The 20,260-nt window shown below is 74.7% G+C and carries 20 protein-coding genes; 7 read left to right on the plus strand and 13 right to left on the minus strand.

Features of this window, described 5'->3' with window-relative positions; genetic code table 11:
* Positions 1–89 precede the first annotated feature (89 nt).
* Both ABZW14_RS02630 and ABZW14_RS02635 read left to right on the plus strand, forming a co-directional pair.
* Positions 90–1,043: a DMT family transporter gene (locus tag ABZW14_RS02630; RefSeq protein ID WP_355338578.1), complete on the plus strand. Its 954-nt coding sequence runs from the start codon at positions 90–92 to the stop codon at positions 1,041–1,043.
* 55 nt (positions 1,044–1,098) lie between these two features.
* Positions 1,099–3,255: an APC family permease gene (locus ABZW14_RS02635; protein WP_355338581.1), complete on the plus strand. Its 2,157-nt coding sequence runs from the start codon at positions 1,099–1,101 to the stop codon at positions 3,253–3,255.
* Between the two features lie 77 nt (positions 3,256–3,332).
* On the opposite strand, the gene ABZW14_RS02640 is transcribed toward ABZW14_RS02635, so the two are convergent.
* Together ABZW14_RS02640 and ABZW14_RS02645 are read right to left on the minus strand one after the other, a co-directional pair.
* Complete coding sequence (locus tag ABZW14_RS02640) at positions 3,333–3,623, minus strand: hypothetical protein (RefSeq protein WP_355338584.1); 291 nt, start codon at positions 3,621–3,623, stop codon at positions 3,333–3,335.
* 49 nt (positions 3,624–3,672) lie between these two features.
* Positions 3,673–4,497 carry an SDR family NAD(P)-dependent oxidoreductase gene (locus ABZW14_RS02645; RefSeq protein WP_355338587.1) on the minus strand — a complete coding sequence of 275 codons (825 nt, stop codon included), beginning with the start codon at positions 4,495–4,497 and terminating at the stop codon, positions 3,673–3,675.
* A gap of 126 nt (positions 4,498–4,623) precedes the next feature.
* Here ABZW14_RS02645 and ABZW14_RS02650 point away from each other — a divergent pair, with 126 nt between their 5' ends.
* Positions 4,624–5,580 carry a CoA ester lyase gene (locus ABZW14_RS02650; RefSeq protein ID WP_355338590.1) on the plus strand — a complete coding sequence of 319 codons (957 nt, stop codon included), beginning with the start codon at positions 4,624–4,626 and terminating at the stop codon, positions 5,578–5,580.
* A gap of 45 nt (positions 5,581–5,625) precedes the next feature.
* On the opposite strand, the gene ABZW14_RS02655 is transcribed toward ABZW14_RS02650, so the two are convergent.
* A complete protein-coding gene (locus ABZW14_RS02655) occupies positions 5,626–6,213 on the minus strand; it encodes a DUF4190 domain-containing protein (RefSeq protein ID WP_355338593.1) in 588 nt (195 codons plus the stop codon).
* A 113-nt stretch (positions 6,214–6,326) separates the two neighbouring features.
* On the opposite strand from ABZW14_RS02655, the gene ABZW14_RS02660 reads away from it, so the two are divergent.
* Positions 6,327–7,217 (plus strand): SDR family NAD(P)-dependent oxidoreductase, encoded by an 891-nt coding sequence (locus ABZW14_RS02660; protein ID WP_355338596.1) that lies wholly within the window; start codon positions 6,327–6,329, stop codon positions 7,215–7,217.
* Positions 7,218–7,220: 3 nt separating this feature from the next.
* On the opposite strand, the gene ABZW14_RS02665 is transcribed toward ABZW14_RS02660, so the two are convergent.
* Positions 7,221–7,655, minus strand: coding sequence for a DUF4190 domain-containing protein (locus ABZW14_RS02665; RefSeq protein ID WP_355338599.1), 435 nt, complete (start codon positions 7,653–7,655; stop codon positions 7,221–7,223).
* A 181-nt stretch (positions 7,656–7,836) separates the two neighbouring features.
* Between ABZW14_RS02665 and ABZW14_RS02670 the strand changes: the two genes are divergently transcribed.
* The gene (locus tag ABZW14_RS02670) at positions 7,837–9,033 is read left to right on the plus strand and encodes an acyl-CoA dehydrogenase family protein (protein WP_154229816.1); all 1,197 of its coding nucleotides are present in this window, start codon (positions 7,837–7,839) and stop codon (positions 9,031–9,033) included.
* Positions 9,034–9,122: 89 nt separating this feature from the next.
* Here the strand turns inward: ABZW14_RS02670 and ABZW14_RS02675 are convergent, their stop codons facing one another.
* Positions 9,123–9,776, minus strand: a complete 654-nt coding sequence (locus tag ABZW14_RS02675) for a hypothetical protein (RefSeq protein WP_355338603.1) — start codon at positions 9,774–9,776, stop codon at positions 9,123–9,125.
* Between the two features lie 95 nt (positions 9,777–9,871).
* On the opposite strand from ABZW14_RS02675, the gene ABZW14_RS02680 reads away from it, so the two are divergent.
* Positions 9,872–10,471 carry a TetR family transcriptional regulator C-terminal domain-containing protein gene (locus ABZW14_RS02680; RefSeq protein WP_355338606.1) on the plus strand — a complete coding sequence of 200 codons (600 nt, stop codon included), beginning with the start codon at positions 9,872–9,874 and terminating at the stop codon, positions 10,469–10,471.
* A gap of 8 nt (positions 10,472–10,479) precedes the next feature.
* On the opposite strand, the gene ABZW14_RS02685 is transcribed toward ABZW14_RS02680, so the two are convergent.
* The 3 genes from ABZW14_RS02685 to ABZW14_RS02695 are packed head-to-tail and all read right to left on the minus strand — an operon-like array spanning position 10,480 to position 13,745.
* Positions 10,480–10,887, minus strand: coding sequence for a CoA-binding protein (locus ABZW14_RS02685; protein ID WP_355338609.1), 408 nt, complete (start codon positions 10,885–10,887; stop codon positions 10,480–10,482).
* Between the two features lie 48 nt (positions 10,888–10,935).
* Positions 10,936–11,682 carry a hypothetical protein gene (locus ABZW14_RS02690; RefSeq protein ID WP_355338612.1) on the minus strand — a complete coding sequence of 249 codons (747 nt, stop codon included), beginning with the start codon at positions 11,680–11,682 and terminating at the stop codon, positions 10,936–10,938.
* Positions 11,683–11,705: 23 nt separating this feature from the next.
* A complete protein-coding gene (locus ABZW14_RS02695) occupies positions 11,706–13,745 on the minus strand; it encodes an intein-containing Rv2578c family radical SAM protein (protein ID WP_355338615.1) in 2,040 nt (679 codons plus the stop codon).
* Between the two features lie 92 nt (positions 13,746–13,837).
* On the opposite strand from ABZW14_RS02695, the gene ABZW14_RS02700 reads away from it, so the two are divergent.
* Entirely contained in the window at positions 13,838–14,218 is a 381-nt protein-coding gene (locus ABZW14_RS02700) for a DUF393 domain-containing protein (protein WP_355338618.1), read from the plus strand.
* A 15-nt stretch (positions 14,219–14,233) separates the two neighbouring features.
* Here the strand turns inward: ABZW14_RS02700 and ABZW14_RS02705 are convergent, their stop codons facing one another.
* Genes ABZW14_RS02705 through ABZW14_RS02725 form a run of 5 tightly spaced genes read right to left on the minus strand, consistent with a single transcriptional unit; the run spans position 14,234 to position 20,251 of the window.
* Positions 14,234–14,980 carry a cellulose binding domain-containing protein gene (locus tag ABZW14_RS02705; protein WP_355338621.1) on the minus strand — a complete coding sequence of 249 codons (747 nt, stop codon included), beginning with the start codon at positions 14,978–14,980 and terminating at the stop codon, positions 14,234–14,236.
* A 55-nt stretch (positions 14,981–15,035) separates the two neighbouring features.
* Positions 15,036–15,416: a DUF742 domain-containing protein gene (locus ABZW14_RS02710; protein WP_355338624.1), complete on the minus strand. Its 381-nt coding sequence runs from the start codon at positions 15,414–15,416 to the stop codon at positions 15,036–15,038.
* On the minus strand, positions 15,394–15,837 hold the full coding sequence (locus ABZW14_RS02715; RefSeq protein WP_355338627.1) for a roadblock/LC7 domain-containing protein: 444 nt from the start codon (positions 15,835–15,837) through the stop codon (positions 15,394–15,396). Before ABZW14_RS02715 ends, ABZW14_RS02710 begins: the two co-directional genes overlap by 23 nt.
* Entirely contained in the window at positions 15,834–17,699 is a 1,866-nt protein-coding gene (locus tag ABZW14_RS02720) for a nitrate- and nitrite sensing domain-containing protein (RefSeq protein WP_355338630.1), read from the minus strand. The genes ABZW14_RS02715 and ABZW14_RS02720 overlap by 4 nt, the downstream gene beginning before the upstream one ends.
* On the minus strand, positions 17,696–20,251 hold the full coding sequence (locus ABZW14_RS02725) for a LuxR C-terminal-related transcriptional regulator (RefSeq protein WP_355338633.1): 2,556 nt from the start codon (positions 20,249–20,251) through the stop codon (positions 17,696–17,698). Before ABZW14_RS02725 ends, ABZW14_RS02720 begins: the two co-directional genes overlap by 4 nt.
* Positions 20,252–20,260: the final 9 nt, after the last annotated feature.

Here is a 20,260-nt window from a genome sequence, read left to right on the forward strand (position 1 = left end):
GACGTCGAGGGGGGATCGCCGGGACGTGCATGATCGTAACGGAGTGATGACGGTCCGTGGTGCCGGGCGGCGTGTGAGTATTGCTCTCCGTGTCCCACCCTCCGCACCGCCCGCCGCTCGACGCGCTGACCGTCGGCGCGCTCGCGCTGGCCGTCACCGCCGTCTCGTCCTCCGCGCCGCTGGTCGCGTTCGCCGCCGCGCCGGCCCTCGCCATCGCCTTCTGGCGCAACGTGCTGTCGCTGGCCGTCCTCGGCCCGGTCTCGCTGACCCGGCGGGCCGAGTTCCGGGCGTTGACCGTCGGCGCGGGCCGGCGGGAGGGGCTGTACTGCGTACTCTCCGGGGTCGCGCTGGCCGCCCACTTCGCCACCTGGATGCCGAGCGCGCAGCTCACCTCCGTGGCCGCGGCCACCGCGCTGGGTGCCACCCAGCCGGTCTGGCAGGGCCTGATCGCCCGCTGGCAGGGGCGGCGGCTGCCCGGGGTGGTCTGGGCCGGCATCGCGGTGGCCGTGCTCGGCGCGGTGCTGGCCACCGGCGCCGACTTCGGCGTCTCCGGCCGGGCGTTCGCCGGTGACCTGCTGGCCGTCGCCGGCGGCATGTTCGCCGCGGTCTACACGGCGTTCGGCGAGCGCGCCCGCGCCAGCATCAGCACCACGACCTACACCACCATCTGCTACGGGGTCTGTGCGGCGATCCTGCTGGTGGCGTGCCTGGTCGGCGGGGTACGCCTGCACGGCTACGACGCCGGCACCTGGCTGGCGATCCTCGGCCTGGTGGCGGGCGCCCAGCTGCTCGGTCACTCGATGTTCAACTACGCCCTGCACCGGGTCTCCGCCACCACGGTCAGCGTGCTGATCCTGCTGGAGGCGCCCGGCGCGGCGCTGCTCGCCGGGGTGTGGCTCGGCCAGCTGCCCCGTCCGCTCGCCCTGCCGGGGCTGGCCCTGCTGCTGGCCGGCGTCGCCGTCGTCATCCTCGGCGGGGCCCGGGCCGGCCGCCGCACCGAACCGGTCACGGTGCCGGCCGACCCCGCAGCGCTGGTCGACTGACCGGCTTTCGCGGAAACCGCTCCCCGCCGGACCGGTTTCCGTGAGAGTGCGGGGGGTGGGGGCGGCACGGGAAGGCGGCGACGAGGCCGAGCGGGGGACGGTCGTCACCCCGTCGGCCGAGTTCCCGCCGCTCGGCCACGAGGAGCGGGCTGCCCTGGGCCGGATCGGGGAGCGCTGGCGGGCGCCGCGCGACCCGGACGACCTGCCCGTCGACCCGACGCTCGGCCGCACCGGGCGGCCGCCGCAGCCGACCCGGTTCGGCCGGCTGGCGCCGATCGAGATGTTCACCGTCGAGGAGCCGGGCGAGCTGGTCGCGACCGGGCCGGCCCACCTGCCCCACTCGCGGGCCGGGCGGCTGCTCAGCCGGGCCCGACGGACGCTGTTCGGCCCGCCGATCTCCAGCGCCTCCGTGCTCTACGAGCGGATGCGCAAGCTGGTCGCCCTGCCCATCCTCTCCTCCGACCTGCTCAGCTCGGTGGCGTACGGGCCGGAGGCGATGCTGGGCGTGCTGGTGCTGGCCGGCAGCGCCGCGCTCGGGCTCTCCCTGCCGCTGGCCGCCCTGCTGGTGCTGCTGATGGTCGGGGTCGGGTTGTCCTACCGGCAGACCATCCCGGCCTACCCGCACGGGGCCGGCTCGTACATCGTGGCCGGCGACAACCTGGGACGTACGCCGGGACTGGCGGCGGCGGCCGGGCTGATGCTCGACTACGTGCTGACGGTGTCGGTGTCGGTGGCGGCCGGGGTCGGCGCGGTCACCTCGGCGCTGCCCGGCCTCGCCCCGCTCACGGTGCTGCTCGGGGTGCTGGTCATCGCCGTGCTGCTCGCCGGCAACCTGCGCGGCGTGCGCACCGCCGGGAACCTCTTCGTGCTCCCCACGTACGCCTTCGTGGTCGCGGTCCTCGCGCTGCTGGTGGTCGGCTACGCGCGGGCGGCGGGCCGGGGCTTCGCGCCGGTGTCGCCACCGCCGGTGCCGGCCGCGGAGGGACTGGGGCTGCTGCTGATCCTGCGCGCGTTCTCCTCCGGCGCGGTGTCGATGACCGGCATCGAGGCGGTGTCGAACGCGGTACCCGCCTTCCGGCGGACCGAGTGGCGCAACGCCCGCACCACCCTGGGCTGGATGGTCGCCATGCTGGTCGCGCTCTTCGCCGGCCTGGTCGGGCTGATCCATCTGGACGGCCTGGTTCCGCGGCCGGGCGAGACGCTGCTCTCGCAGCTCGGCCGGGTGACCTTCCCGGCCGGCCCCTGGTACGCGTTCCTCCAGGCCACCACCGCGCTGATCCTGCTGCTGGCGGCGAACACCGCGTTCAACGACTTCCCCCGGTTGCTCTTCTTCATGGCGCGGGACGGCCACGCCCCCCGCCGGTTCCTGCACATGGGCGACCGGCTCGCGTTCAGCAACGGACTGGTCGCGCTCTCCCTCGCCGCCGCGATCGTCTTCGTGGCGTTCGGCGGGCACACCGAGCGACTGATCCCGCTCTACGCCGTCGGCGTCTTCCTCGCCTTCACCCTGTCCCAGGCCGGCATGGTGGTGCACTGGCGGCGCCGTCGCGGGCGGGGCTGGGCCCGGCGACTCACGATGAACGCCGTCGGCGCCGCCCTCTCCGGGCTGGTGCTGCTCACCGCCGCCGTGGCCAAGTTCAGCGAGGGCGCCTGGGTGGTGGTGATCGCCGTGCCGCTGCTGGTGCTGCTGTTCCGGCGCGTGCACCGCCACTACGCCACGCTGAACCGGGCGCTGGCGCTCAAGCCGCCGGCGCCCGCGCCGCCCGGGCCCGCCGGGTCCGCCGAGGGCGAGGAACTGCCCCAGGAGGTACGCCACCTGGTCGTCGTGCCGGTCGCCCGGCTGAACCGGGCGTCCCTGCGGGCCCTGGCGTACGCGGCGTCGCTGGGCCAGCCGACGCTGGCCGTGCACATCGCACCGGAGGACGCCGAGGCGGACCGGTTCCGCGAGCAGTGGCAGGCCTGGGGCGACCACCTGCGGCTGGAGACCATCGTCTCGCCGTACCGGGCGGTGATCGGGCCGCTCGCGCACTACCTGGAGGCGCTGCACACCACCCGGCCCGAGCTGACGCTGACCGTGATCGTGCCGGAGGTGGTGCTCCGCCGCCGCTGGCACCGTCCGCTGCACAGCCGCGTCGAGCAGCGGCTCCGCGCCGCCCTGCGGGCGCTGCCCGGCGTGGTGGTCACCAGCGTTCCGGTCCACCCCGCCGAGTGAACCTCAGAGGTACGCCGCGAAGTGGTCGGCCACCAGGGTGCCGGCCGGCCGTGCTGAAGTGAAGGGGAGGCGGGCGGTCAGACGTCGTGGACGTCGAGGACCTTCGTGGTGGGGGCGGCGTCACCCAGTGCGGCCCGCAGCGCCACCCGCTCCGGGTCCACCATGAAGGCGTCGTAGCCGGCCCGCGCGGCGAACCGGATCACGTGCACCTCGGTCGTCCCGTCGCCGGTGCGCAGCCGGCGTTCCAGCCGCCCGCCGTGCCGCCCGAGCAGGGCGAGCACCGCGTCCTCGTACCGCCGGCCGGCCTCCGGATCGGCGCCCAGGTCGACCAGGGCGACCAGCAACGGCCCTTCCGCATGTTCGGTCATGCGGCGGAGTATGGCAGCGAGCCACCCGGCGGGGAGACCCGCAGACGGCTCAGGTGTCGAGCCCGACGGCCTTGGCGCTGGCGGTCCAGAGCCGGGCGGCGAGGGCGGGGTCGGCCGCCTTGGGCAGCGGCCGGCGGAGCCGCCGGTCGGCGTAGTAGCCGCCGGTGACCAGTCGCGCCGGGTCCTGGTTGGCGAGCCAGACCAGCGTCTCGGCGCCCTTCTCGGGGCTGCGGAACGGCAGCAGCCGCATGCCGAGCGCGACCAGCCGGCTCTCGTTGCCGAACCGGGTCCGCACCACGCCCGGGTGGAACGAGTGCGCCGGCACCTCCGGCCAGCGCCGCGCCGCCTCGGCGGTGAACAGGATGTTCGCCTGTTTGCTGGTGCCGTACGCGCGCATCGGCCGGTAGCGGCGCAGTGTGGCGTTGAGGTCGTCCGGGTCGAGCACGCCGCTGCGGTGCGCGCCGGAGGCGGTCACCACCATCCGGCCGACCCGGTCCCGCAGCAGGTTGCTGAGCAGGAACGGCGCCAGGTGGTTGGCCTGCATGCTCAGCTCGAAACCGTCGACCGTGGTGACCGGCTGGAGCACGATCGCCCCGGCGTTGTTGGCCAGCACGTCGATCCGGTCGTACGCGGCGCGCAGCCGCTCGGCGAGCCCGCGTACGTCGTCCAGCACGGCGAAGTCGGCGCGGAACAGTTCGGGCTGCTCGCCGCAGCACTCGCGCACCCGCTCCCCGGCGGCGCGCAGCCGGGCCGGATCCCGGCCGACCAGTACCACCCGGTCGCCCCGGCGCGCCAGGTCCACGGCGGCAGCGAGGCCGATGCCCGAGCTGGCGCCGGTCACCACCACGGTCCGGCGCTCAGTGAGATCTTCCACAGGTCCATTCACCCCGGTCACGGCACGAGGTTACCGTGGCGTCACAACGCCCTTTGGGATCGTTAAGTTCTCGTCTTTCACCTGGTGGCGTCGGCGTGCCCGCCGGACGCTGGAAGGAGCGCACCCATGGCCGCAGTCGGTCGCCCCCGCCGGTCCTGCCTCGCGGTACCCGGCTCCAGCGTCAAGATGCTCGGCAAGGCCCAGGGTCTTCCCGCCGACCAGGTCTTCCTCGACCTGGAGGACGCGGTCGCGCCGCTGGCCAAGCCGGACGCCCGCAAGAACATCGTGGCCGCGCTGAACGAGGGTGACTGGGCCGGCAAGACCCGGGTGGTCCGGGTGAACGACCTGACCACGCCGTGGACCTACCGGGACGTCATCGAGGTGGTCGAGGGCGCCGGGGCCAACCTGGACTGCATCATGCTGCCGAAGGTGCAGAACGCCGAGCAGGTGCACTGGCTGGACCTGCTGCTCACCCAGATCGAGAGGACGCTCGGCCTGGAGGTCGGCCGGATCGGCATCGAGGCGCAGATCGAGAACGCGGCCGGCCTGGTCAACGTCGACGCCATCGCGGCCGCCTCGCCCCGGGTCGAGACGATCATCTTCGGCCCGGCCGACTTCATGGCCTCGATCAACATGAAGTCGCTGGTGGTCGGCGCGCTGATCCCGGACTACCCGGGCGACCCCTACCACTACATCCTCATGCGGATCCTGATGGCCGCCCGGATGCACGACAAGCAGGCCATCGACGGCCCGTTCCTGCAGATCCGGGACACCGACGCGTTCCGCGAGGTGGCGAAGCGCTCGGCGGCCCTGGGCTTCGACGGCAAGTGGGTGCTGCACCCGGGCCAGATCGACGCGGCCAACGAGGTCTACTCCCCGGCCCAGGCCGACTACGACCACGCCGAGCTGATCCTCGACGCGTACGACTGGTACACCTCGGAGGCGGGCGGGAAGCTCGGCGCGGTGATGCTCGGCGACGAGATGATCGACGAGGCGTCCCGCAAGATGGCGCTGGTGATCGCGGCCAAGGGCCGGGCCGCCGGGATGAGCCGCACGTCGTCGTTCACCCCGCCGTCGGAGTGACCGGTCCGGCCGCCCCGAGTTCGCACCCGGGGCGGCCCGCCGGGTTCAGTAGGTCGTGCTGGACGGGTCCTGGTTGGCCGCCCAGACGATGAAGATCACGATGGCGATGGTGGCCAGCACGGCCAGCACGGTGGCGATCCAGCCGACGATGATGCCGGCGGTGGCGAAGCCCTCGCCGCCCTCGCCGCGCTCCCTGATCTGCTTGCGGGACACGTGGCCGAGGATCGCGCCCACCACGCCGATGTAGCCGCCCAGGCCGTAACCGCAGAGGCCGAGGGCGCCGATGATCGAGACGATCATCGCGGCGATGGCCAAGCCGTTCTGCTTCGGTGCGGGCGGGTAGCCGTATCCGGGATAACCGGCCGGAGGCGGGTACGCGCCCGGCTGTGAATGGGTGTCCGGCTGCGGATAGGCGCCCGGTGCGTAACCGGCCGCGTACGGGTCGCCGCCGGCCGGTGGGTAGCCCGGGGCTGGGTAGGGCGAGGCGGCGCCCGCGTACGGGTCGGCCGCGGTGGGCTGGCTGGGGATCGGAGCACCCGCCATCGGCAGTGTCGGGTCGGCCGGCGGGCTCGACTGCGGTCCGGCCGCCGCCGACGGGTCGTGCCAACCACCGGACGGTGGGGGATAGGTCATCAGATCATCTCCATGGACGTGGTGCGGTCAGGGTAGCCATCGGCGCGCAAGTCGCAGGACCCCCTTCCGGGTGCCGCGTTGCCCGCAACGTCCACAGCGGGCAGGATCGCGGCATGGCACTTGACGCGCGCGGTGGTCGGTCGCGACGGGACGTCAGCCGGCCGGGCCTGGTGCGCCGGCCGCGCGGCGGCGCACCGGCCGGCTCCGCCGACCAGGACCAGCCGGCGCCGCTCGCCGAGCCGACCACGATGCGCCTGGACGGCCGGGTCGCGCTGGTCACCGGCGCGGGCAGTCCGGACGGCATCGGGTACGCGACCGCGCGCCGCCTGGCCGACCTGGGCGCCCGGGTGGCCATCGTCTCCACCACGCGGCGCATCCACGAGCGGGCCGGCGAGCTGGGCGTCACCGGCTTCGTCGCCGACCTCACCGACGAGTCCGAGGTGGGCGCGCTCGCCGACGCGGTGGCCGAACAGCTCGGTGACGTCGAGGTGCTGGTCAACAACGCGGGCCTGGCCAGCCGGGCCAGCCCGGAGGTGCTGCGGCCGGTGGCCCAGCTGACCTACGACGAGTGGCGCGGCGAGATCGACCGCAACCTGACCACCGCGTTCCTGTGCAGCCGTGCGTTCATCGGCGGGATGGCCGAGCGGGGCTGGGGGCGGATCGTCAACCTGGCGGCCACCGCCGGGCCGGTCAACGCGCTGCCCACCGAGGCCGGCTACGCGGCGGCGAAGGCCGGTGTGGTCGGTCTGACCCGGGCGCTGGCCATGGAGATGATCGCCGACGGGGTGACCGTGAACGCCGTGGCGCCGGGCATCATCCACACCGCGGCGTCCACGATGGTCGAGATCAAGCAGGGTCTCGGCACCCCGGTGGGCCGTCCCGGGACGCCCGACGAGGTGGCCGCGGCGATCGCCTTCCTCTGCTCGCCGGCGGCCTCCTACATCACCGGCCAGATGCTGGTGGTCGACGGCGGCAACAGCGTCCGGGAGGCCGAGTTCCGCTGACGGTCAGTAGGTGCGGCCGTTGTCCGAGTTGGCCCAGATGGCCAGGCCGATCCAGCCGCAGCAGACCAGCAGGCCGAGCGCGGTGAAGACGTAGCTGAGGATCAGCCCCCAGGTGGCGAGCTGGTCGCCCTCCTCGCCGGTCCGCCGGATCTGCCGCTTGGCCAGGTGCCCGCACACGATGCCGGCCGGGGCGAAGACGAACGCGAAGACCAGCGACAGGATGGCGAGCACGTTCGGCCCGCCGCCGCGTGGCTGCGGGCCGGGGCCGGGCGGCCCGTACTGCCCGTAGGGCGGTTGCGGGGCGTAGGGCGGCTGGGCGGCCCCGGGCGGCTGGTGCCCCCAGTGCGGCTGTTGCTGCGGCTCCCCGTACGGCTGGCCGTAGGCCGGCGGCTCGTACGGCGACGGTGGCTGCTCGGGCTCACCGGGTGGTTGGCTCACGTCCCTCCCCGCCCTCTCGTCGCAGGTCGACGGCCCTCTCTCTTGCGGACGCTACCCGCAGCGGTGAACCTTTTCACAGCGGTTGTGTGGACTGGTCACCTTGGCTCCGCCGGGCGCGGGGCCGATACTGACCCAGCGTTCAGTTACCCATGAGTAATGCGCCGATCCCCCGGAGGCTGAGATGGCCCGACTCGCCCAGACGCCCGGCCTGACCGACGTGCAGCGGTCGATCCTGGAAACCGTCCGGGAGTTCGCCGACAAGGAGATCATTCCGCACGCCCAGCGGCTGGAGCACGCCGACGAGTACCCCACCGACATCCTCGACGGGATGCGGGAGATGGGGCTGTTCGGCCTCACCATCGACGAGGAGTACGGCGGCCTGGGCGAGTCCCTGCTGACCTACGCCCTCGTGGTCGAGGAACTGTCCCGGGGCTGGATGTCGATCTCCGGCATCGTCAACACCCACTTCATCGTGGCGTACCTGATCTCCCAGCACGGCTCGGCCGACCAGAAGGCCCGGCTGCTGCCCCGGATGGCCACCGGTGAGGTGCGCGGCGCCTTCTCGATGTCGGAGCCCGAGTGCGGCTCCGACGTCTCGGCGATCAAGTCGAAGGCCGTCCGCGACGGCGACAACTACGTGCTCAACGGCCAGAAGATGTGGCTCACCAACGGCGCGTACTCCTCGGTCGTCGCCACCCTGGTCAAGACCGACACCGGTGCGGACTCGGTCTACGGCAACATGAGCACCTTCCTGCTGGAGAAGGAGCCCGGCTTCGGCGAGACCGCCCCCGGCCTCACCATCCCCGGCAAGATCGACAAGATGGGCTACAAGGGCGTCGAGACCACCGAGATGGTGCTCGACGGCGTGACGGTCCCCGCCTCGGCCGTGCTCGGCGGCGAGGAGAAGGTCGGTCGCGGCTTCTACCAGATGATGGACGGCATCGAGGTCGGCCGGGTCAACGTGGCTGCCCGGGCCTGCGGCATCTCGATCCGCGCCTTCGAGCTGGCCGTCGCGTACGCCCAGCAGCGCCGCACCTTCGGCCAGCCGCTGGCGAAGCACCAGGCCGTGGCGTTCAAGCTCGCCGAGATGGGCACGAAGATCGAGGCGGCCCACGCGCTCATGGTCAACGCGGCCCGGCTCAAGGACGCCGGCCAGCGCAACGACGTCGAGGCCGGGATGGCCAAGCTGCTCGCCTCGGAATACTGCGCCGAGGTCGTCCAGGAGGCGTTCCGCATCCACGGTGGCTACGGCTACTCGAAGGAGTACGAGATCGAGCGGCTGATGCGGGAGGCCCCGTTCCTGCTCATCGGCGAGGGCACCTCGGAGATCCAGAAGACCATCATCAGCCGCGGCCTGCTGAAGGAGTACAAGCTCTGAGCCGCCGCCGTCGTCACCGGCCCGGTGGCGTCGTGTTGATCAAGAAGTTTGCGTCGGATCCGGCCGCGCCGGTGACGCAAACTTCTTGATCAGCGGCGCCGGGTGGTGGTGGGGTCCGGTGCCGGTAGGTGGTCGCGGGCCTTTCTGGCCAGGGCGTCGGGTTCGTCGGCGTGGAGGCGGATCTCGCTCACCGGCTCGCTGGGGCCGTTCGGCAGCCCGACCGAGAGCGGCCGGTGCAGCACCAGGTCGACGCTGGTCTGCTTGCCGGTGACCACGTTGAGCACCGTTCCGGCCTCGGTCCGCTCCACCTGCACGGTGCGGCTCCCGGCCAGTGAGCGGTGGCGGACGTCGACCCGGGCCACCGCCTCCCAGGGCACCGTGAAGTCGACCGAGAAGCCGTTGCGCACGCGCAGCCCGGCAGGTTCGGCGACGTGCGGGTGGACCTGGAGGGCGGCGTAGAGGCCGATCATCCAGAGCACTCCCCAGACGCCGAGCCCGAGCGCGACCTCGCGAACCGTCGGCCAGGGCATGGTGTGCCGGATGATCACGTCGAAGATCGGAATCTCGACGGCGGAGAGCGCGATGAAGGCGACGAGGATCGGCTTGACCGCACCGAGGTAGCCGAACGCTTCGGCGCCCTCGGGTAGGGCGACCGGTCGGCGCAGGAGCCAGCGGTAGAGGCTCCGCCACATCCGCCACTCGTAGACGATCACGCGGCGTAGCAGGTCGAGCGTCTTCCTCATGCCGCACCACCTCTCATCCTTTTTGCATTGCAGTCGCAATGTAAAACGCCCGACGGCGTGGTGTCAATGCAGTCGTATTGTGAAAGCATGGGGAGATGCCGAAGCGGGTCGACCACCGGGAGCGCCGGGCGCTCATCGCGGACGCGCTGATGCGGGTCGCGGCCGAGCAGGGCCTGGAGGCGGTCAGCCTCCGCCACGTGGCCGCCGCGGCCGGGGTCAGCGCCGGGATGGTGCAGCACTACTTCCGCACCCGGGACGAGATGATGACCTTCGCGCTCGCCGTGGTCCGGGAACGCAACGAGGCCCGGGTGACCCGGGCGATCTCCGCACTCGGCGCGGCACCCGCACCGCGCACGCTGCTGCGGACCATGCTGGCCGAGCTGCTGCCCCTCGACGAGGAGCGCCGAGCCGACGGCCGGGTCGCGCTGGCGTTCCTGGCCTACACCGCCGTACGCCCCGCCGTCGCCGCCGCGCTGCACGACGAGACGGCCGCCCTGCTGGGTTTCGTCGCCGCCCAGATCCGTGCCGGGGCCGAGGGGCGCATCGATCCGGAGCGGGCCGCGGTCGGTCTGCTGGCCGTGATGGAGGGCCTCGGCATCTACCTGCTCGGCGGGCACTACCTGCCGGAGACCGCGCTGGCCGCCCTCGACACCCAGCTCGACCTGCTCTTCGGCCCCGAGCCGCCGCCGGGGTAGAGCGGAGGTCAGCCCCGGCGGGTCAGGCCGCCGGCGGCCCGCTCGATGATGAGGCAGCGGTCCTCGACATAGTCGATGCCGGCCTCCTCGGCGATCCGCCGCGCCTCGGCCGAGAAGATCCCGAGCTGCAACCAGACCGCCGGCGCGCCGATCGCCACCGCCTGCCGGACCACCTCGACGGCGTCCGGGGCCGGCCGGAACACGTCGACCAGGTCGACCGGGTGCGGGATGTCGGCCAGCGACGGGTACGCCTTCTCGCCGAACAGTTCGTCCACGGTCGGGTTCACGGGGATGATCCGCCAGCCGTGCCGCTGCATCTCCAGCGGCACGCGGTGCGCGGCCTTGCCCGGGTCGCGGGACGCGCCCACGACGGCGATCACGGCGGAGTCGGCGAGGATCTGCTGGGCGGAACGCATTCGCCGAGCCTAACCCGGCCGGCCCTCGGCGACCCGGGGACCGCCGCGTCAGGCGGCGTGCTGAGGGGCCCCACCGAGGGCGTGCCGGAGCCGGGCGTACTCCGCCGTGGTGCCGATGGCCGCCCGATGCCGAGGATGGGTGGCGTAGTGCTGGATGGCGGCGGCCAGGAGCGCCGGGGCGACCGTCAGCTCCCGGACCGGCACGAAGACCCCCGGTCGTAGTCCGCGGCCGACCCGGCGGATCAGTTCCGGCCGGGTGACCGGCAGGCGCAGGTAGCGGCCCGCCGCGCCCGGCCCGACCGGCGCTTCCGCGCCGAGTGCCTCCCATGGCACGACGGCCACCGGACGCGGCGCGCCGCAGGTGACGCCCGCCGGGGTCAGCGCGACGAACGGCATCCGCCGCCAATGCCCGGTGGCGATCGCGACACCGAGCACCACGTACGCGGTGACCAGTGCCCACCGCAGCGGGTCGTCGGCGGCCCGGTGCCCGCTGTCGACCGCCATGAACGCGAGCCACCCGCACAGGATCGGCGGGTAGCCGAGGGCCCGGTCCGGTGGCGAGAAGAAGGCCCGGGCGGTCTCGTCGATGCGCAACTCCGCGGTGCCCGGCCGGCGCACGAGATCCCGGAACAGCAGGACGAGGAGCAGGACCGGCGCGACCAGGGTCAGCAGCCCGGCGGCTCCGCCGGCCGAGTCCGCCCACTGGGAGAGCAACCCGGCACCGAACCCCACCGCCGGTGCGATCAGGGCGCTGGTGCGTCGGCGGCGCAGCGCCGCAGCGATGATCTCCCGCACGGGTGCATCGTAGGCGGGCCCGGCTACAGCAGGGAGAGCTGCTCGGCGGCCGGGGCGGGCGGCGTCTCGGGCACCTGGCGGTTGTCGCCGGCCTCGCCCCGGTGCAGCCCGTGCCGGCGGGTCGCCATTCGCACCCGCGCGGTGACCTCCCGCTGGTACGGCTGCGGCGCGTACGCCCCGGCCTGGTAGAGCTGCCGGTAGCGCGGGACCAGGTGCGGGAACTCGCGGGCCAGCCAGCGCGCGTACCACTCGCGGGCGCCGGGCCGCAGGTGCAGCGGCAGCGGGGTGACGCTGGTGGCCCCGGATGCAGCGATCGCGGCGACCGTGGCGTCGATCGACTCGTCGTCGTCGCTGAGCCCGGGCAGGATCGGCGCCATCAGCACGCCCACGGGGAAGCCGGCGTCGGTGAGCCGGCGTACGGCGTCGAGCCGGCGACGCGGGCTCGGCGTGCCCGGCTCGACCGCCCGCCACAGCGCCTCGTCGACGAACCCCACCGAGTAGGACAGCCCGACCCGGGTCACCTCGGCGGCCTGGCGCAGCAGCGGCAGGTCCCGCAGCAGCAGCGTGCCCTTGGTCAGGATGGAGAAGGGGTTGGCGAAGTCGCGCAGCGCCGCGAGGATCTGGGGCATCAGCTCGTAGCGCCCCTCGGCCCGCTGGTAGCAGTCCACATTGGTGCCCATGGCGATGTGCGCGCCGCGCCACTTCGGGGCGGCCAGCTCACGCCGCACCAGCTCACCGGCGTTGACCTTGACGATCACCTTGCGGTCGAAGTCCGCGCCGACGTCGAGGTCGAGGTAGGTGTGGGTGTTGCGGGCGAAGCAGTTGTGGCTGACCACCCCGCTGGCGATGAAGTCGCCGGTGCCGGTGGTGATGTCCCACAGCGGAAGCTCCAGCCCGAGATCCTCGATGCTCGCCACCCGCAGCCGGGCCCGGAACTTGAGTGCCGTGCCCTCGATCGAGCGCTTGCGGGTGACCGCCGGGTCGGTCAGGTGGAAGAAGCGCAGCCGCTCCGGCAGGCCGCCGGTCAGCCGGACCTGGCGGGCCCGGTTGAGGTTGCCCGGGTCGTCGAGCGCCCACCGGAAGCCGAACCGGTCCAGGGCGGTGCCCGCCCGGCGCAGGCTCTCGTCGTCGCCGACGCTGATCCGGAAGACGCCCTGGCGGCAACTGCCGACGGCGTCGAAGGTGCCGGCGAGGAGGCCCAGCCACCAGTCGTCCGTCGGCTCGTCGGCCGGGCGGATCAGCTCGGCGACCGCCTCGGCGTCACCGGGCCGCGCGGTGCGGATCGGGGTCGTCGACCGGCGGCCGGCCCGGACCGGCGGGCCGGGCAGCCGTTCCGTGCCGATCCCGGCGTCGGCGAGGAACCGCTCCGCGCGCTCCAGCGCCTCCTCGTCGGCGGTGGCCAGCCGGAAGCGGCTGCCCGGGTGGTCGGCGTCGCGCACCACGGCGCAGAGGTAGCCCCGGCGGTAGTCGGCCGAGCGTTTCGGGGCGGAGGCGAACCCGCCGGTGCCGAGCAGGCGGTTGCGGGTGGTCAGGTAGGGCCGCCGCCCGCCACCCCGCATGCTGCCGGTCACGTGCTTCCAGCCGCGCTCGGTGAGGAACCGGTGGTCGCCGCTGGCGACCAGCGTGGTGCCGTCCTCCAGCGTCACCCGGTAGGCCCGCTTCACCGTCGACCACTTGTCGCGCACGGTGGTGACCACGTAGTGCCGGTAGGCGCCCCGCCGCTCCGTGCCGTAGATGCGGTCGCCGACCTCCAGCTCGCTGATCGGCCTCGTGCGGCCGTCGGCCATCAGGATCGGCGTGTCACCCGAGAGGCAGTACACGCACGCGTGGCTGCATCCGCGGTAGGGGTTGATCGTCCACTCGAACGGGACGCGGGACTGGCCCGGCACCCGGTTGATGATCGACTTTGCCCGCACCTCGTAGAAGGTCATGCCGGCGAAGCCGGGGGTGTCGAACGTGCGGGCGACGGCGCCGGGGAGCGCCAGCGGCAGGGGTGGAGCCGCTGGCGCTGCCCCGTCGGGAGTCCCCTCGTCCGGGGGAGCGGAGAGGTTGTCCCAGCGCATGTGCTTTATTCGAACACGCGTACGAATGAAGCGCAAGTGACCCGCCGAACACCGGGCACCGGAGTGGGGCGGGCGGGGTGCAGGATGGAGGCATGGAGACGTCGACCTTCGTCTACGACGGCGACTGCGCGTTCTGCACACAGTGCGCGCGGGTGATCGAGCGCTGGATCCCGACCGGGGCCCGCGTGCTGCCCTGGCAGTTCGCCGACCTCGACGCGCTCGGCCTCACCCCCGCCGAGTGCGAGGAGGCGGTGCAGTGGGTCGGCGCCGACGGCGTACGCGCCGCGGGCCCGGACGCCATCGCCCGGCTGCTCGGGGCCAGCAACCCGCTCTGGCGGATCGCCGGTGCCGGTCTCCGGTTCCCTCCGGTACGCGCCGCCGCCTGGCCGGCTTACCGCTGGGTGGCCCGCAACCGCCACCGCCTGCCCGGCGGCACCGCGGCCTGCGCGGTGCCGTCCGCCGGGCGCAACTGACGCCCGGACCGGCGGTCAGCCGGGCAGGCCCGCACAGGCCGCGCCGTCGATGGTGCACGCCGTGGGCGTGGCGCTGATCGCCGCGCCGCTCACCCGGAACGTGACCCGGACCGTGCCGTGGCCGGGCACCGCGCCGTCGGTCCCCTCCGGCACGAAGGTCCACGTCGTGCCGTCCTGGCTGGCCCGGGCCCCGGTGACCGACGTGACCCGGAGCGACTCGCGGGGCAGCACGACGACCAGCGTCCACGTCGGCGCCGCCACCGGGCCGGGGTTGTCGATCGTCACCACGGCGCCGTAGCTGAGCAGGGCGCTGTCCTCCACGGCGAAGGTGGCCCCCAGCGGGACGGGTGGCGGTGGCGCCGGGGTGGTCGCCGACGGTGCCCCGGTCGAGTGCGGGGTGGCCGGCGGCGCCGGCACCGCCCGCGCGGTCGAGGTCAGGGGTGGTGCGGACGCCCGGGCGGTGGCGAGACCCGGCTCCGGCCGGTCATCCGGGGTCCCGGTCGCCGCCGGCTCGGTCGCCGGCACGCCCTCGCCGGGCCCGACGGCCACCGGCGTCAGCTGCTCCGGGGTGCGCAGCACCGTGACGATCGAGAGCGCCGTCGCCAGCAGCACCCCCAGCGAGGCGACGATGGCCACGTAGGCGAGTCGCGAGCCGTCCCGCCGGCCGGTGACGGCGCGACGCACGGCCCCGGCAGCGGCGACGAGCCCGTCCAACAGGATGATCGGCAGGGTCCGCCGGGGTGGGGACGGTGGTGCCGGCACTGGGCCTTACCCCCTTCAGGTCGTCCGTCGAGCCGGGGTGCGCGGTCGCCGCCCGTCACAGTGTGCGGAGACCGTCGAGCAGCGCCTCAAGCAGTTCCCTGGACGACGCCCCGGACAGTGCCGGCGGCTCGTGCGTCTCGATCAGCCCCGCCTCCAGCAGATCACCGAGCAGTACCCGGACGGTACCCAACGGAAGCTCCAGATCGGCGGCGACCTCCGCCACCGACAGTGGACGCCGGCACCGCTCGACGATCCGGGCCTGCTCGGGAAACAGCCGCGCGGAGGCGGGGGCCGCCCGCCGGGTCACCACGAGGGAGATCAGGTCGAGCTGGCCCCGGTCGGACGTGAGGCGGCCGCGCGTCACCGTGTACGGCCGGGCCACCGGCCCGGCGTCCTCGTCGTACCACGCCTCGTCAGGGTCTCCGGTGGTGAGCACCGCTGGTCCCGCCTGCCGCCGTCCGGGCTTCGAGGTAGACGGGCAGGGCCCGCTCGGCCTGTGCCGCGAACAGCGCCACCTCGTACGCCATGTCGCCGACGTCGGCGTCACCGGCCATCCGAACGGTGAGGATCGCTCCGCCCCGGGTGGTGGCGACGAACACGAACGAGCGGGCCATCTGCACGACGATCTGCCGCAGGCCGCCGGCCAGGCACACCCGCCCGGCGGCCTGCCCCAGGGCGTACAGCCCGCTGACCAGGCTGGCGAGATGCTCCGCGACCTGGTCCGCCACGTGCCGGGAGCGGCCGAGCAGCAGACCGTCGGGGGAGAGGACCACGGCGACCTCGGCCCCGGGTACCCGGTCGACGAGGCCGTCGAGGGCGGCGGTCAGGTTGTCGGTGGCGACCGCTGAAAACGTCATCCGGTTCCTCTCCCGCTGTTGCGGAGCGTTGTCGCGAGGGTTTCGGGGGCGGTGGGTGCGGGCCGGGCCGCCCCGGACGGGCGGACCCGGGTGGGCAGCCCGGCACCGTCGGCCACCGCGGCCGGCGGGTGCGGGGTCGACGCGTCGCTGGTGGGTACGGTCCCGGTGACCAGACCGGGTGGGAGCAGGACGACGGCGGCGGTCCCGCCGCGCGGGCCGGGACGCAGCGAGACCCGGGCGCCGCACCGGGTGGCCAGCAGGGCGGCGATGTGCAACCCGGTGCGGCCGGCGGGCGGGCCTTCCCGGGGCGGCCGGCCCAGGAGTTCGTTCGCCTCGGCCAGTGCGGCGGCGTCCAGGCCGGGCCCGTCGTCGAGGATCACCACGGTGCAACCCCGCGGCCCCGGCTCACCGGCGACCCGGACGGTGGTGTGCTCCGGCGAGCAGGCCAACGCGTTCTCCATCAGTTCGGCCAGCAGGTGGACGACGTCGGTGACGCCGGGCCCGGCGAGCGTCCACGGCCAGTGCGGTGCGATCAGGACCCGGTGGTAGTCCGGCACCTCGCTGACGGCACCGCGGACCACGTCGAGCAGCGGCACCGGCCGCCGCCAGCGGCGGGCCGGCATCGCGCCGGCGAGGATCACCAGCTTCTCCACGTTGCGGCGGATCCGGGTGGCGAGGTGGTCGAGCCGGAACAGGTCGGCCGTCTCCTCGGCCGTCCGCTCCCGTCGCTCCATGTCGCTCAGCAGGGTGAGCTGCTCGTGCAGGAGGGACTGGTTGCGCCGGGTCAGCCGCAGGACCAGATCGTCGGTGGCGGTCGTGGTCGGCGGAGCATCACCGGTCAGGCGGCGGACCGTGCGGGACCAGCCGACCAGCACGACGAGCACGGCGATGAGCCCGAGTCCCACCACCACGCCGGTCCGGGTGACCACCAGCGCGGCGCCCGGGGCGGCCCGGTCGACGCTGTCGCGTGCCGTGGCGGTCACCAGGTCCCGCAGCCCGCTCAGGGCCGGGTCGACCGCCTCCCGCCAGTTCCGCGGGCTGATCCCGGCCGTGCCGCCGCCGTCCGCCCCGAGCAGCCGGTCCTCGATCCGCAGCAGGCCGGCGAATTGGGGGCTCTGCACCAGCCGCCCGTGCCGGTCCCGTCCGCCGGCCGGCAGCGCCTCGGCGGCCACCGTCCGGGCGTACCGCTGGGTGGTCACCAGCTCCACCAGCCGGGGCCGGTCGTCGTCGCCCAGCCCGCCACCGGCCAGGGCAGCGGCCACCAGGGTGTCCTCGCGGGCGAGCAGCTCGCGGGCGCGGGCCAGCGCGACGACGGCCCGGGTCTCGCCGGCCAGCTCGTCCTCGCGCCCGCCCCACTCCGGGCCGTACACGGCGAAGGCGGCGTCGATCAGCCGGTCGTACGCGGCCACCGCGCTGGGCCGGTCGAGCCGCCCGCCGTCCACCCCGGACCGGAGGGTGGCCAACCCGGTCAACTGCCGGACCAGCTCGTCGGCCCGGTCCCGCACGGCCCCCGCCGTGAGCAGCCGCGGGTCGTGGTCCTCGGTGAACGCGCGTACGGGAGCGACGGCGCCGTCCGTCCGGCCGCGTGCCTCGACCAGCGACGCCCGCATACGGCCGGCACCGGCGATCGTCTCGGCGGTCAGCCGGCGTTCGCCCTGAAGCGCGAGGATCAGCAGGTCGGTGGGCTGGCCCAGGGTGTCCGCCAGGGCCCGGACCCGGACCAGCCCGGCGGCGTCCCGGCCGGTCAGCACCGCGGCGTACGCCCACAGGGTCAGCAGCACGGCGGCCAGCGCGCCGAGCTTCAGCCGCAGCCGGCGGTCACCGGTGCGCCCCACCGGTCCCGGTGCGGCCGGCCGGCTCACCGGGAGTCCCGATCCGGCCAGGGCCGCCGGCCCGCGACGCTCGACCGGTCCGCGACGACGGTGCGCAGGAGGGCCAGCAGCTCCGCCCGGTTGGCGCAGTTCAGCCGGGACCGCATCCGCGCCACGTGGTGCTCCACCGTCTTGGCGGAGATGAAGAGCCGGTCGCCGATCTCGCGGTAGGTCAATCCCGCCAGCACCAGCTCGGCCACCTCGTGCTCCCGGTCGCTGAGGCGGTAGCGGGTGGGACCGGTGCCGACGTCGGCCACCGGGGCGGAGCCGTCGTCCGCTCCGCCCGTGGGGGCGGCCGGCCGGGCCTGGAGCACCCGGGCGCACTCCAGCAGGCTGGTCATGGCGCGCCGGTCCGAGGTGCGGATCGCGGCCTGCCCGGCGAGGCGGGCGGCGTCCCAGCACAGCCCGGCGTCGTGCAGCCCGCGGGCGGCGGCCTCCACCCGGACCGGGTCCACGACGCCGCGCAGCACCTCGACCCAGACCGTGGCGGCCGCGGCGGCCACGGCGGCGTACCGGCTGTGGTCCGCGGCGGCGAGCAGGGCGGCGACGTGCGCGTCGGCGGCGGCCGGCTCCTCGGTGAGGATCGCGGCGTGCAGCCCGGTCCAGTGCAGGGGCGCGCTCCACAGCGCCGGGGCGCCGAGCCGGTCCAGCAGGAGCCAGGCCTCCCGCAGGTAGGGCTCCAGCCGGGCCAGGTCGCCGAGCCGGGCGCCGGCGACGGCCAGCTCGCCCAGGGGCAGCAGTGTGAACAGGTCCACCGGGTGTCGGACCACCGCCTCCAGCGCCGGGCCCCAGCCGCGTTGCAGCCCGCCGACATCGCTGTTGCGGCGAGCGATGCCGAGCCGGAGTGCGCTGGCCAGGAGCAGGTCGCGCGACTCCAGTGGCCGGTCGCCGGCGGTGATCGTGGCGAGGCGGTCGGCCGCGGCGGCCGTCTGGCCGCGGACCATCAGGATCCAGGCCTGCAGCAGCCGGTGGCGGCGGGCCATGAGCGGCCCTCCGATGCCGGTCGTCACGGCTCGGTCCAGCACTCCGTCGGCGATGTCCAGCTCGGCACAGTGGATCGCGGTCAGGGCAGCGAGCGCGGCCGGGCTGTCCGGCAGGAGCACCCGGCGCCCGTCGGGCTCCAGCAGCGCGGTCGCCTGCACCAGCCGGGACAGCGCGCTGGTCGGCGGGGCGGCGACGCTCTCCCGTACCCCCTCGGCCATCAGCCGCGCGGCGCCGGCGTGCAGGGTCGGCGGCTCGCCGGCCGGGTCGTCCGGCAGGTCCGCGCCCGCCGCCGGACGGCCGAGCGCGAGAGCTCCGACGGCGGCGAAGGCGGCGGACGGGGCGAGGCCGGACCACCGGTACAGCTCGACGCTGCGCTCCACCTGGCCCCGGTGCGCCAGCGCCGTCGCCGCCACCGTGGCCGCCTCCGCCCGCACGGCCGGCGGGGCCGTCGCGAGCAGGCGGTTCGCCAGGCGCAGCGCGGTCTCCAGGTCGCCGGCGAGCGCCGCGGCGACCGCCTGCCGGGCGCCGGCCGGCTGGCCGGCCGCCGTGGCCGCGGCGAACAGTTCGGCGGAGAGCGCGGGCTCGCCGCCCAGCGCCTCCTCGGCCGCGGCCTCCAGCGCCGCGGCCGGGCAGTCGTCGAGTGCGCCGGCCGCGCGCAGCGACCGGACCAGCGGGAGCACCGCCGCACCGCGACCGAGCTGCACCTCGGTGAGGCGGCGCCAGATCGCCGTGCGTTCGGTGGCCGGGCTCAGCGCGACGACCGCCCGCCGCACGATCGGCGCGAGCCGGCCGTCGGCGCCGAGCAGGCCCGCCGCCCTGGTGTGCGCCACAAGGTCGTCCACCGTGGCCGGCTCCCGGTCGAGCAGCGGGCCGAGGAGGTCCACGGGCAGCGGCACGCCCGCGGCGACGGCCAGCAGCAGCCGCCGGACGTCGGGCGGCAGCTCCTCCAGGTCCGGCCCGAACGGGAGGATGGCCGGCCGCGGCGGCTCGGTCGGGAGGCCGGGCGGGATCCCCGGCCCGCGCAGCCCGCGGACCAGCCGCTCGACGTCCCGCGGAACGCCGCCGGTCTGGGCGTGCACGAACGCGGCCAGCTCGTCTCCCCGGCCCAGGTCGGATACGCCGGCCAGGTAGTCGCGGGTCTGCTCGGCGGTGAACGGGCCCAGGACGACCTGCTCCCCGTCCCGTTTCAGCGCGTCGGCCAGCCGGACCAGCGCCGCCGACCGGGGCCACGGGCGGTAGCCCACCAGAAGCCGGTGCCGGCGGCCGACGACCAGCCCGCGCAACGTCTCCAGCCGCGTGTCGTCCAGCAGGTGCGCGTCGTCGACCAGCAGCACGGCCTCCGGGTCGGCCGGGCGGTCCGGGCTCGGGGCGCCGTCCCGCACCGTGCCGCCCGCCTCCCGGTGGGCCCGCGCCAGCTCCCGGAGCAGGGTGCTCTTCCCGTGGCCGCCGGGACCCGTCACGCCCACGGCGAGGGGGCGCCCGGGATCCGCCGCGACCGCGCCGAGCAGGGCGGCCGGCCCGGCGCCAGGCACGAACCGGGTGTCCGTGGCGGTGCTCATGATCATCAG

Origin of the sequence: Micromonospora sp. NPDC004551 (assembly GCF_040609975.1) — a bacterium.
Lineage (GTDB): Bacteria > Actinomycetota > Actinomycetes > Mycobacteriales > Micromonosporaceae > Micromonospora.